This is a genomic window from Pseudomonas pisciculturae (assembly GCF_015461805.1).
Lineage (GTDB): Bacteria > Pseudomonadota > Gammaproteobacteria > Pseudomonadales > Pseudomonadaceae > Aquipseudomonas > Aquipseudomonas pisciculturae.
The window spans coordinates 232983-245370 of the sequence record NZ_JACVZE010000001.1 but is presented as its reverse complement, the minus strand read 5'-3'; the positions used below and the strand labels follow the sequence as shown (position 1 = coordinate 245370).

Here is a 12388-nt window from a genome sequence, read left to right as displayed (position 1 = left end):
ACACACCTGAACAAGAGTGGCCGCCAGCGCCGAAAACGCTCCACCCCCAATGGACGGCCAATGTATCCAGTAATTTACGCCGTCACCTGAACGTCACCTTAACAAGCCACTCTGTTGCCCTTCGAACGTACGGGAGCTTGTCATGCTGCACGCGCACAACCAGGATCGGCTGTATCTGATCGCCCAAAGCGATGAGCAGGAGGCGCTGGTCGGCGGCCTGGCATTCAACGTCCAGGACCGCCACTGGCTGGTGTATTGCGCCCTCGGCGGGCACCAGCATGCCGACTTGCCGGAGGCCGACTTGTTGACCGGGGTAAGCCTGCTGGACTTCTGTATCGACACCGCTGCCTGAAACTGGAGGCGAAAAAAAACCGGGCCCATCGCGGGGCCCGGTTTTTTTTAAAGAATCGGTTATTGCGAGCTGAGCAACGAACCGATGCTTGGGTCTTTGAACAGACGGGTCAAGGCGTCGCTCAATACGTCGCTGACCAGCTTGGTGTTGGTTTCCTGGTTCGGCGACATACCGAAGCGCTGGTTGAGCGATGCGCCGTAGCGGCCGCTGTAGCGACGGGTGCCGGCGGTAACGTCGGACTTGAAGGTCGCGCCAATGGAGGCTTCGGTCACATACAGGCCATCTTTAGGCGACTGGTACTTCAGCTCGGCCAAGGTGATGGTCAGCTGAGGCGCGCCAGGGGAGTTGGCTGGGGTGAAACCCAGCAGACGCACGGCCGCTTCGGCCTGGGCCTGCAGCTTGGGCAACACGTCCTGAGCGTTCACCGACACCAGCGCGGTCTCCGGGTACAGGCCGCCACGAGAACCCAGCGTCGGCGACGGACGACCGTCCACCACCCGCACCGACACCGGCTGGCCATGACCTACCGGAGCCAACTGCGTAGTGAGTTTAGGTTGCGGACTCAGCTGTTGCGGGCTGTTGGCGCAGCCAACCAGGGTCAAGCTGGTCACAGTGATCAAACCGAACAACAGGCGTTGCAACATGCGCTTCTCTCCAGAATTCAGGTACCGACAGGCCGGCAGTATAGCGGGGCGCCCTTGCCGGGAACCAGCGTCACATAAAAGCTGAGACCTGCGGTGGCCGCAACGGTTCGATGTCACCGAGATGTCACAGCCGGTACATCGACTCGTCATCCCGCGAAGGCATGCTTGGCCTCAATCTGAAGGAGGTTGATCACCATGCATTTTCTCTGGTCGCTGTTTACTCGCAAACCCGCGCTTCGCCAGTTCGCCCTGCTCGATGCACAAGGTCGCTGCCAGGCGTTCAAAGAGTGCACTCAACCACCCGCAAGCGCTGGCTGGGTGGAAATCGACGAGATTCGCTTGAACTGGATGCACCGCCCATTGCCGGCTCATGCCCGCGTCAGCCCGCGCCCCGTACGGTCGTCACGCCACCAGCCGCTGGCCGCCTGACCGAACGCCTAATAAAAGTCATAAAACACGCCCATTTCCGTGACGTTCTTCGCTACAATCTCCCCCCGATTATAAGGACGTCTCCTGATCGGGCCCCGCAACATCGTTAATGCCTCGGCATTAACCTCCCAAACGCCCACAGAGAGCCGCCCACACAGATCGAATAGAGCTGGCGTGCTTGCTGTTTTCGTTGCAAACCACCCCTCTTTATATCGAATCTGCCAGAGCTGCCATTGCGCTCGGCCACTTGAGTTGTTTGCCCGTTTTGCCGCGTGTCGGCAAGGTGTCCGGGCCAAGTGCCAGGCTGGGGCAGCCCTTTTTTGAGGTTCACGTCTTCAAAAGAGCGTGAAAAAAACGGGTTTTCACAACTTCACAAGAGTGTGGCGAGCAAATGAATAGTTTGGCGTTTGTACAAGCACCATCAGCGTCTGGAACAGCCCAACCACACAGGACCGAGCACGCCTTAAAAACCGGAGCTTGAGCCTGTCCGCTACGGATTGATTGCACGAATCGCACGCTTTGACCATAAGTCGAATTGCCACAGGCGCTCATGAATGCGTTCATAGGCAGATTAGCCCGGCAGGAAGCGTGTGCTGAAGTTGCAAAGAATTGCGAAACGGACATGGCGATCCTGGCCATGGGTAACCTGGGGCAACACGTGAACCGCCCCGTCACTCCTGGCAGCCATGCCGTCAATTTGGTGCTGCAGATTTTGGAGACGCGTTAAATGGCGCATAACGAAGCAGTCGACGTAGTACTGGTAGGGGCCGGCATCATGAGTGCCACCCTGGCCGTATTGCTCAAAGATCTCGACCCCGGCCTCACGCTGGAAGTCGTTGAGCTGATGGATTCGGGTGCCGCGGAAAGTTCCAACCCGTGGAACAACGCCGGTACCGGCCACGCCGGGCTGTGTGAGCTGAACTACACCCCGCAAGCGGCTGATGGCTCCATCGACATCAAGAAAGCCGTGCACATCAACACCCAGTTCGAGGTGTCGAAGCAGTTCTGGGCGTACCTGACCAAAAAGGGCACCTTTGGCTCGTCCAAGTCCTTCATCAGCCCGGTACCGCATCTGAGCTTTGTGCAAGGCGAAAAGGGCGTGGACTTCCTCAAGAAGCGCTTTGAATCCCTCAGCCAGCACCACGCGTTTTCGGACATGCACTACACCGAAGACCGTAGCGAAATGGCTGAGTGGATGCCGCTGATGATGCCGGGCCGCCCGCTCGACGAAAAAATCGCCGCCACCCGCGTGATGAACGGCACCGACGTCAACTTCGGCGCCCTGACCAACCAGCTGCTGGGTCACCTGACCAGCGCGCCGGATGCCCAGGTCAAGTACAGCAAGCGTGTCACCGGCCTCAAGCGCAACGGCGCGGGCTGGACCGTGAGCATCAAGGACGTCAACAGCGGCAACAGCCGTGAAGTGGATGCCAAGTTCGTGTTCCTCGGCGCCGGTGGTGCGGCCCTGCCGCTGCTGCAAGCCTCGGGCATCGAAGAAAGCAAAGGCTTTGGCGGCTTCCCGGTCAGCGGCCAGTGGCTGCGTTGCGACAACCCGGACGTGGTCAAGCACCACCAGGCCAAGGTCTACAGCCAGGCCGCCGTGGGTTCGCCGCCGATGTCCGTGCCGCACCTGGACACCCGTGTGGTCGACGGCAAGAAATCCCTGCTGTTTGGGCCATACGCCGGCTTCACCACCAAGTTCCTCAAGCACGGCTCGTTCCTCGACCTGCCCATGTCGATTCGCGCCGGCAACATCGGCCCGATGCTGGCCGTGGCCCGGGACAACATGGACCTGACCAAGTACCTGGTCAGCGAAGTGCGCCAGTCCATGGAACAGCGCCTGGAATCCCTGCGCCGCTTCTACCCTGAGGCCAAAGCCGAAGACTGGCGCCTGGAAGTGGCCGGCCAACGGGTGCAGATCATCAAGAAAGACCCGAAGAAAGGCGGCGTGCTGCAATTCGGCACCGAGCTGGTCGCGGCCAAGGACGGCTCGCTGGCCGCCCTGCTGGGCGCGTCCCCAGGTGCTTCGGTGACCGTTTCGATCATGCTGGAGCTGATCGAGAAGTGCTTCCCTGGCAAGGCGGCCGGTGAATGGGCGGCCAAGTTGCAGGAAATTTTCCCGGCACGGGAAAAGGTTCTGGAAACGGACGCCGAGCTGTATCGCAAGATCAACACGCAGAACAACATCAGCCTGGAGCTGGTGGAGCCTGCCGCCGAGACCGAGAGCTACGCTTAAGGCCACAAGGCAATAAAAAACGCCCCGGTCTCGGCATGAGAGCGGGGCGTTTTTTTATGTCTTGGATAATCAGCCGCGAGCGTTGTTGATCAACACGATGTACTCGTCCGCGTTGCGCTGGTCTTTGATCAGGTCGATGAAGGTTTGGCCATGCTCATCCTTGCCGTCGAGGTCCAGACCGGCTTCCTTGAAAAAGCCCAGGAAGCGCTCGAAGTCGTCGATACGCAGGCCACGGTAGGCCTTGATCAGCTTGTGCAGGGACGGGGAAGTCGCGTCGACCGGCTCGAAGTCCAGGAACAACTTGATTTGATCGTCGCCGATCTCGTCACCAATCACCTGTTTCTTATCTTTACGCATTACCGACTCCAGCCTGCAGACATTTACACGGGACTGGAAGTCTACCTGCCAGACGCAAGCTCCGAAAGCAGTGGAGATCCCATGTGGGAGGGGGCTTGCCCCCGATAGCGGTGCACCAGTCGAAGATACTGGGCCTGACACACTGCAATCGGGGGCAAGCCCCCTCCCACATTTGCCTTGTGGTGTTGCGACTACCGGGTACGCACGGCACCGGTGTGCAGATCCGCCCAGATGTGGCCGTTGGCATAACTGAGGAACTGCACATACAGCGTGTCATTGCGCAGCAAGTCGACAATCACCCGATATTGAGCCACCGGATACGACAACGTCAGCGTCTTGCTCTTGTCGTCATACACCGGCTTTTTCAGGCTTTTGCTTTCGGCATCGAAGTTGAGCACCACCTGATTGATCGTCGCGCCTTTATTCAGGGACTTGCCCTTGAGGCGGATCATCAACGGCGAGGTGACGGGGATCGGCTGCTGATTGGATTGACGCTGGTTACCCACCACCACCGCGTATTCGGTGACTTGCAGCAGTTGCTGCTGTTCCGGCGTTTCGGCGCGCAGGGTGAGGTCATCAGGGGGCAGGAATTGGCTGTGCATGGGTGCGGCAGCGAGGGGCAAGCTGAGGGTCAGCGCCAGGGCGGCGCAGGTGCGAATCAACAGGCTCATGGAAGGCTCCAGACACAGGGCCAAGCACTCTAGCATGCCGGCCCCGGCCTGAATGTAGGGCGTTTACATGCCTTTGACGGCGTAAATCCCATTGGCGTTGCGCCAGTAGCCTTTGTAGTCCATGCCGTAACCGAAGATGTAGCGGTCGATGCACGGCAGGCCAACGAAATCGGCTTTCAACTCAGGGCGGGCCTTACGGTCGTGGTCTTTGTCGATCAGCACGGCGGTGTGCACTTTGCGCGCGCCGGCGTGTTTGCAGAAGTCGATGATGGCGCCCAGGGTGTGACCTTCGTCGAGGATGTCGTCGATGATCAGCACGTCGCGGTCGATGAACGACACTTCCGGCTTGGCTTTCCAGAACAAGTCGCCGCCGCTGGTTTCGTTACGATAACGGGTGGCGTGCAGGTAGGAGGCTTCCAGCGGGAATTGCAGGTGGGTCAGCAATTTACCGGCGAAGATCAGGCCACCGTTCATCACACAGAAAACCACCGGGTTGGTGTCGGCCATTTCGCGGGTGATGTGTGCGCCAACCTTGGCGATCGCTTCTTCGACTTGCGCTTCGGTGTACAGGCAATCAGCCTCACGCATGATTTGACGGATATGCTCAAGATCAGCGGACATGGCGCTCTCCAAGGGGGTGCTGTGGCAAGAAAAGCGGGCGAAGGTACGCTTCTCGTGCGCTCCGAGCAAGCCTTTATGGACTAACGTGCTAGATGTCTATAGGACAACACCCTCGGATAGATTAATCTAGGCCGGTTTTTTTGCCCGCCGCCGGAGCCTTTCCCATGCCCACTCGCGAGATCCGCCACCCGCTGATCCAACACAAACTCGGCCTTATGCGCCGCGCCGACATCAGCACGAAGAATTTCCGTGAGCTTGCTCAGGAAGTCGGAGCGTTGCTCACCTACGAAGCCACCAAGGATCTGCCTCTGGAGACCTACGAGATCCCAGGTTGGGCTGGTCCCGTGCAGGTCGAAAAAATCGCCGGCAAGAAGATCACCGTGGTGCCGATTTTGCGCGCCGGCATCGGCATGCTCGAAGGCGTGCTCAGCCTGATCCCGGGCGCCAAGGTCAGCGCCGTGGGCGTAGCCCGCAATGAAGAAACCTTGCAGGCCCACACCTACCTGGAAAAACTCGTCCCGGAAATCGACGAGCGCCTGGCGATGATCATCGACCCGATGCTCGCCACGGGCAGCTCGATGGTTGCCACTATCGACCTGCTGAAAAAAGCCGGCTGCAAAGACATCCGCGCCATGGTGCTGGTGGCGGCGCCCGAAGGCATCGCCGCCGTCGAGAAGGCTCACCCGGATGTGCAGATCTACACCGCTTCCATCGATGAGCGCCTGAACGAACACGGCTACATCATCCCAGGCCTGGGCGATGCCGGTGACAAGATCTTCGGCACCAAACAGAAGGACGCGTGAGCATGCAGGATGAATTCAACGACCCGCTTTGGCGCCAGATCCTGTCTGGCGCACAAATGCTCTTCGTGGCATTTGGCGCGCTGGTGTTGATGCCGCTGATCACAGGTCTTGATCCAAACGTTGCACTGTTCACCGCAGGCCTGGGCACGTTGTTGTTCCAGGTGGTGACAGGGCGGCAGGTGCCGGTGTTCCTGGCATCGAGCTTCGCTTTCATCACCCCGATCATTCTCGCCAAGCAGCAATTCGGCCTGGCGGCGACCATGGGCGGGGTGATGGCAGCCGGTTTCGTCTACACCTTCCTGGGCGCGGCCGTGAAGATCAAGGGCACCGGTTTTATCGACCGGCTGCTGCCGCCGGTGGTCATTGGCCCGGTGATCATCTCCATCGGTCTGGCCATGGCGCCGATTGCGGCGAACATGGCGATGGGCAAGGGCGGTGACGGTGCCGAGTTGATCCCTTACAAAACAGCGATGCTGATCTCGATGCCAGCACTGCTGACCACCTTGATCGTGGCGGTGTTCGGCAAGGGCATTTTCCGCTTGGTGCCGATTATCTCCGGCGTGTTGGTGGGCTTTGCCATGTCGTTCTACTTTGGCGTAGTCGACACCGCAAAAATCGCCGCTGCCCCATGGTTCGCCCTGCCCCACTTCACCGCGCCGGAGTTCAACTGGCAGGCGATCCTGTTTATCGTCCCAGTGGCCCTGGCCCCGGCGATTGAACATATCGGTGGTGTGATAGCAGTGGGCAGCGTGACCGGTCGAGACTACCTGAAAAAACCTGGCCTGCACCGCACCTTGCTGGGTGACGGCATCGCCACCACGGCCGCAGGGATGTTTGGCGGCCCGCCGAATACCACCTACGCAGAAGTGACGGGCGCGGTGATGCTGACCAAGAACTACAACCCGAAGATCATGACCTGGGCGGCGGTGTTTGCCATCAGCCTGGCGTTTATCGGTAAGTTCGGCGCGTTGCTGCAAAGCATCCCGGTGCCGGTAATGGGCGGGATTCTGTGTCTGCTGTTCGGATCGATTGCAGCGGTGGGAATGAACACGCTGATTCGCCACAAGATCGACCTGGGCGAGGCACGCAATCTGGTGATTGTGTCGGTGACGTTGGTGTTCGGGATTGGCGGTGTGCTGGTCGGCACCGGTACTGGCCCGGATGACTTCGGCCTTAAGGGCATCGCGCTGTGTGCGGTGGTGGCGATTGGTTTGAACCTGCTGCTGCCGGGCAATGATGGCTGGAAGAACAAGAAGCCGGATGAGCCGCTGCTCTAACTGCCAACGCAAAACCAATGTGGGAGGGGCGGTGCGACGATTCGACTTGCCCCCGATGGCGGTGTATCAGTCACACATGTAGCGACTGACACACTGCTATCGGGGGCAAGCCCCCTCCCACATTTTTTACGTCTTCAGTGTGGCTTAGAGCTCACCCAAACCATCAATCAACGCCTGGTTCTGCTCCGGCGTACCAATGCTGATCCGCAGGAACTGGGCAATCCGCTCCTGCTTGAAGTGCCGCACGATCACGCCCTGCTCACGCAACTTGGCCGCCAGGCCGGCAGCGTCGTGCTTGGGGTGCCGGGCAAAGATGAAGTTGGCCGCCGATGGCAACACTTCAAAGCCTTTACCTTCCAGTTGAGCAACAACCTGCTCACGACTGTCGATGACCAAACGGCACGTCTTGTCGAAATGCTCGCGGTCTTCGAACGCCGCCGCCGCGCCAACAATCGCCAGGCGATCCAACGGATACGAGTTGAAGCTGTTCTTGACCCGCTCCAGCGCCTCGATCAGGTCTGGATGGCCCACGGCCAGGCCCACCCGCAAACCGGCCAGTGAGCGCGATTTGGACAGGGTCTGGGTAACAAGCAAGTTCGGGTAGCGATCCACCAGGCTAATGGCGGTTTCGCCGCCAAAGTCGATATAGGCTTCATCGACCACCACCACCGAATCCGGGCTGGCCTTGAGGATCTGCTCCACGGCGTCCAGCGCCAGCACGCAGCCAGTCGGCGCGTTCGGGTTGGGGAAGATGATGCCGCCGTTGGGCTTGGCGTAATCGGCCACGCGGATCTGGAACTGCTCATCCAGCGGCACCGGGTCGGACTTGATGCCGTACAGGCCGCAATAAACCGGGTAGAAGCTGTAGCTGATGTCCGGAAACAGCAGCGGCAGGTCGTGCTGGAACAGGCCGTGGAAGATGTGCGCGAGGACTTCGTCGGAACCGTTGCCGAGGAACACTTTACCGGCATCCACCCCGTAATACTTGGCCACGGCCTGCTTGAGTAGGTCGCTGTTGGGGTCGGGGTACAGGCGCAGGTTGTCGTTCAACTCGGCCTGCATCGCGGCCAATGCCTTGGGCGATGGGCCATAGGGGTTTTCGTTGGTGTTGAGCTTAACCAGCTTGGTCAGCTTCGGTTGCTCACCCGGCACGTAAGGCACGAGGGCCTTGACGAAGGGGCTCCAGAATTTGCTCATGCCTTACTCTCCCTTGAGGATGCGATATTCGGCGCTGCGCGCGTGGGCACTCAGCGACTCACCACGGGCCAGTACCGAGGCGGTCTTGCCCAGCTCGGAGGCGCCCTGCGGGGAGCAAAAGATGATCGACGAACGCTTCTGGAAGTCATACACCCCCAGTGGCGACGAGAAACGTGCAGTGCCAGAGGTCGGCAGTACGTGGTTCGGGCCTGCACAGTAGTCGCCCAGGGCTTCGCTGGTGTGGCGACCCATAAAGATCGCACCGGCGTGGCGAATCGATGGCAGCCAAGCCTGTGGGTCGGCCACGGACAACTCCAAGTGCTCCGGCGCGATGCGGTTGGCCACTTCGATGGCCTGTTCCATGTCGCTCACCAGGATCAACGCACCACGACCGTTGATCGACTTCTCGATGATCTCGGCGCGGTCCATGGTTGGCAGCAGTTTGTCGATGCTGGCAGCAACCTTGTCGAGGAACTCGGCATCCGGGCTGACCAGGATCGCCTGGGCGTCTTCGTCGTGCTCGGCCTGGGAGAACAGGTCCATGGCGATCCAGTCCGGGTCGGTCTGGCCATCGCACACCACGAGGATTTCCGAGGGGCCGGCGATCATGTCGATACCCACCTGGCCAAACACGTGGCGCTTGGCGGTGGCGACGTAGATGTTGCCGGGGCCAACCACCTTGTCGACTTTCGGCACGCTTTCGGTGCCATAGGCCAGAGCCGCGACAGCTTGGGCGCCGCCGATGGTGAACACACGGTCCACACCGGCGATGCAGGCGGCGGCCAGCACCAGCTCGTTGATTTCACCGCGCGGGGTCGGCACGACCATGACCACTTCGGTCACGCCAGCCACTTTGGCCGGAATGGCGTTCATCAGCACTGAGGACGGGTACGAAGCTTTACCGCCCGGCACGTACAGACCGGCGCGGTCCAGCGGCGTGACCTTCTGGCCCAGCACGGTGCCGTCGGCCTCGGTGTAGCTCCAGGAGTCCTGCTTCTGTTTTTCGTGGTAGCTGCGCACCCGCGCCGCCGCCACTTCCAGGGCTTCGCGCTGAGGCGCGGTGATGCGCGTCAGGGCCAGCTCCAGGCGTTCGCGGGGCAGGATCAGGTCGGCCATCGACGCGACATCCAGGCCGTCGAATTGACGGGTGAAATCCACCAACGCAGCGTCGCCGCGTTCGCGTACGGCCTTGATGATGTCGAGCACCCGCTGGTTGACCGAGTCGTCGGACACGCTTTCCCAGCTCAGCAGATGATCCAGATGATGGGCGAAATCCGGGTCGGCAGCGTTGAGTCGGGCAATTGCAGTGGACGTGGTCATAGCGAGGGCCTCAATAGAAATGGCAAAAACTCAGGCGCCCTAAATTAGCAGTCGTTTCCGCTTGGGCACCTGAGAATTCTGGCTATGAGGCGGATAGACGGGCGCAGCTTTTCAGCTACGCGGGTAGGTCAACCGCGGTGTCGCGACTCCACTGCCTTGCGCAGGGTGTCGATCAACGCCTGGATACGGGCGTGCTGCATCTTCATCGATGCTTTGTTGACGATCAGGCGGGAGCTGATGTCAGCAATGAATTCCTGTGGCTCAAGACCGTTGGCACGCAGGGTGTTGCCGGTGTCGACCACGTCGATGATCTTGTCGGCCAGGCCGATCAGTGGCGCCAGCTCCATCGAGCCGTACAGCTTGATGATGTCGACCTGACGACCTTGTTCGGCGTAGTAACGCTTGGCGACATTGACGAACTTGGTGGCTACGCGCAGGCGGCCTTTGGGCTCGACATCACCGACACGGCCGGCGGTCATCAGTTTGCACAGGGCGATACGCAGGTCCAGGGGCTCGTACAGGCCCTGGCCGCCGTATTCCATCAGCACGTCTTTACCCGCGACGCCCAGGTCGGCTGCGCCATGTTCAACATAGGTCGGCACGTCGGTAGCCCGCACGATCAACAGGCGAACATCGTCCTGGGTCGTGGGGATGATCAGCTTGCGGCTCTTGTCCGGATTCTCGGTCGGCACGATGCCCGCTTCAGCCAGAAGCGGCAAAGTGTCGTCAAGGATGCGGCCCTTGGACAGTGCGATGGTCAACATGGGAAACGTCAGTCCTTCATCAGGCTATTGCTGTCCGGTCGCAAACGGCGCCAGACACAGATCGAGGCCATTACAGCCTCGATTTTAAACAAATCCTGTGGTGAGAGAGCTTACCCTCTCACCACCATTACAACCCCGGAGACTAGCCCGGTACGCGGCGAATTTTCGCGCCGAGCATCTGCAGTTTTTCTTCGATGCACTCGTAACCACGGTCAATGTGGTAGATGCGGTCGATCAGCGTGTCGCCTTCGGCGATCAACGCCGAGATCACCAGGCTGGCCGAAGCGCGCAGGTCGGTCGCCATCACTGGCGCGCCTTTGAGCTTCTCGGTGCCGGTAACAATGGCGGTGTTGCCTTCAACCTGGATCTTCGCGCCCATGCGGTGCAGTTCATACACGTGCATGAAGCGGTTTTCGAAGATGGTCTCGATCACGGCACCGGTGCCTTCGGCAATCGCGTTCAAGGAGATGAACTGCGCTTGCATGTCGGTTGGGAACGCCGGGTACGGAGCAGTGCGCACGTTGACGGCTTTAGGCCGCTTGCCGTGCATGTTCAGCTCGATCCAGTCTTCGCCGGTGGTGATTTCAGCACCCGCCTCGCGCAGTTTTTCCAGGACCGCTTCCAGGATAGTTGGATCGGTATCCTTGACCTTCACGCGACCGCCAGTGACAGCAGCGGCAACCAGGTAGGTACCGGTCTCGATACGGTCGGGCATAACCTTGTAGGTCGCGGTGTGCAGGCGCTCAACACCATCGATAGTGATGGTGTCGGTGCCGGCGCCGGAAACCTTGGCGCCCATGGCGTTCAGGAAGTTGGCCAGGTCGACCACTTCCGGCTCGCGCGCGGCGTTTTGCAGCACGCTGCGGCCTTTGGCCAGGGCAGCGGCCATCATTATGTTCTCAGTACCGGTCACGCTGACGGTATCAAAGAAGAAGCTGGCGCCACGCAGGCCGCCTTCCGGCGCCTTGGCCTTGATGTAGCCGCCTTCGACGTCGATCACCGCGCCCATGGCTTCGAGGCCACGGATGTGCAGGTCTACCGGACGCGAACCGATGGCGCAACCGCCAGGCAGCGCAACTTCGGCTTCGCCGAAACGGGCAACCATCGGGCCCAGTACCAGGATCGACGCACGCATGGTTTTCACCAGTTCGTACGGGGCGATCAAGGTCTTGATGGTGCGCGGGTCGATTTCGACGGACAGTTTCTCGTCGATCACCGGCTCAATGCCCATACGACCGAACAGCTCGATCATGGTGGTGATGTCGTGCAGGTGCGGCAGGTTGGCCACGGTAACCGGGCCATCGCACAGCAGGGTCGCTGCCAGGATCGGCAAGGCGGAGTTTTTTGCACCAGAGATGCGAATCTCGCCATCAAGGCGGGCACCGCCGGTAATAATCAATTTATCCATAAGAATCTCGACGCCTTGGGGGCTCAGGTGCGCTCGGCCCAGGCCGCGCGGCTGAAAAATTTCATAGTGACCGCATGGATGCTGCCATCGGTGATCCACGGGTTCAAATGGGCATAGATCTGCTGCTGACGCTTGACTGGGCTCAGTGCCGCCAGTTCATCGCTAATCACGTTCAGCTGGAAGTTGCAGCCTTCGCCTTCAACTTCTACGGTCGTATCCGGCAGCTTTCCTTCAAGAAAGCTCTTAACTTCTAGGGCCTGCATGCTCAACCTCTATCGGCGCCCAGTGCGCACGGGTCGCACATCATAC

Annotated in this window: 14 protein-coding genes; 5 read left to right on the top strand and 9 right to left on the bottom strand. The window is 60.2% G+C overall.

What is annotated here, in order from left to right; all coding sequences use genetic code 11:
• Nucleotides 1–142: 142 nt before the first annotated feature.
• A complete protein-coding gene (locus tag ICY20_RS01200; protein WP_105696144.1) occupies nt 143–352 on the top strand; it encodes a hypothetical protein in 210 nt (69 codons plus the stop codon).
• Between the two features lie 59 nt (nt 353–411).
• Here ICY20_RS01200 and ICY20_RS01195 read toward each other — a convergent pair whose 3' ends face one another.
• Nucleotides 412–996 carry a YajG family lipoprotein gene (locus tag ICY20_RS01195; protein WP_159960543.1) on the bottom strand — a complete coding sequence of 195 codons (585 nt, stop codon included), beginning with the start codon at nt 994–996 and terminating at the stop codon, nt 412–414.
• A gap of 195 nt (nt 997–1191) precedes the next feature.
• On the opposite strand from ICY20_RS01195, the gene ICY20_RS01190 reads away from it, so the two are divergent.
• Nucleotides 1192–1425: a hypothetical protein gene (locus tag ICY20_RS01190; RefSeq protein ID WP_159960545.1), complete on the top strand. Its 234-nt coding sequence runs from the start codon at nt 1192–1194 to the stop codon at nt 1423–1425.
• Between the two features lie 727 nt (nt 1426–2152).
• Nucleotides 2153–3661, top strand: a complete 1509-nt coding sequence (gene mqo / locus ICY20_RS01185; protein WP_194936765.1) for a malate dehydrogenase (quinone) — start codon at nt 2153–2155, stop codon at nt 3659–3661.
• A 69-nt stretch (nt 3662–3730) separates the two neighbouring features.
• Here the strand turns inward: mqo and ICY20_RS01180 are convergent, their stop codons facing one another.
• The 3 genes from ICY20_RS01180 to ICY20_RS01170 all read right to left on the bottom strand — a co-directional run bounded on the left by ICY20_RS01180 (nt 3731) and on the right by ICY20_RS01170 (nt 5310).
• On the bottom strand, nt 3731–4018 hold the full coding sequence (locus ICY20_RS01180; protein WP_159960549.1) for a PA4642 family protein: 288 nt from the start codon (nt 4016–4018) through the stop codon (nt 3731–3733).
• A gap of 191 nt (nt 4019–4209) precedes the next feature.
• On the bottom strand, nt 4210–4689 hold the full coding sequence (locus tag ICY20_RS01175; RefSeq protein ID WP_194936764.1) for a hypothetical protein: 480 nt from the start codon (nt 4687–4689) through the stop codon (nt 4210–4212).
• Nucleotides 4690–4752: 63 nt separating this feature from the next.
• Nucleotides 4753–5310, bottom strand: coding sequence for a hypoxanthine-guanine phosphoribosyltransferase (locus ICY20_RS01170; protein ID WP_012722254.1), 558 nt, complete (start codon nt 5308–5310; stop codon nt 4753–4755).
• 164 nt (nt 5311–5474) lie between these two features.
• On the opposite strand from ICY20_RS01170, the gene upp reads away from it, so the two are divergent.
• Both upp and ICY20_RS01160 read left to right on the top strand, forming a co-directional pair.
• Complete coding sequence (gene upp / locus ICY20_RS01165) at nt 5475–6113, top strand: uracil phosphoribosyltransferase (protein WP_004372055.1); 639 nt, start codon at nt 5475–5477, stop codon at nt 6111–6113.
• A 2-nt stretch (nt 6114–6115) separates the two neighbouring features.
• Complete coding sequence (locus tag ICY20_RS01160; protein WP_194936763.1) at nt 6116–7390, top strand: uracil-xanthine permease family protein; 1275 nt, start codon at nt 6116–6118, stop codon at nt 7388–7390.
• A gap of 144 nt (nt 7391–7534) precedes the next feature.
• On the opposite strand, the gene hisC is transcribed toward ICY20_RS01160, so the two are convergent.
• The 5 genes from hisC to ICY20_RS01135 form a co-directional block, all read right to left on the bottom strand.
• Nucleotides 7535–8587, bottom strand: coding sequence for a histidinol-phosphate transaminase (gene hisC / locus ICY20_RS01155; RefSeq protein ID WP_159960555.1), 1053 nt, complete (start codon nt 8585–8587; stop codon nt 7535–7537).
• A 3-nt stretch (nt 8588–8590) separates the two neighbouring features.
• Entirely contained in the window at nt 8591–9907 is a 1317-nt protein-coding gene (hisD, locus tag ICY20_RS01150) for a histidinol dehydrogenase (protein ID WP_159960557.1), read from the bottom strand.
• 128 nt (nt 9908–10035) lie between these two features.
• A complete protein-coding gene (hisG, locus tag ICY20_RS01145) occupies nt 10036–10671 on the bottom strand; it encodes an ATP phosphoribosyltransferase (RefSeq protein WP_010213102.1) in 636 nt (211 codons plus the stop codon).
• Between the two features lie 142 nt (nt 10672–10813).
• Complete coding sequence (gene murA / locus ICY20_RS01140; RefSeq protein ID WP_076951190.1) at nt 10814–12079, bottom strand: UDP-N-acetylglucosamine 1-carboxyvinyltransferase; 1266 nt, start codon at nt 12077–12079, stop codon at nt 10814–10816.
• A 23-nt stretch (nt 12080–12102) separates the two neighbouring features.
• Nucleotides 12103–12342, bottom strand: coding sequence for a BolA family protein (locus tag ICY20_RS01135; RefSeq protein ID WP_032886286.1), 240 nt, complete (start codon nt 12340–12342; stop codon nt 12103–12105).
• Nucleotides 12343–12388: the final 46 nt, after the last annotated feature.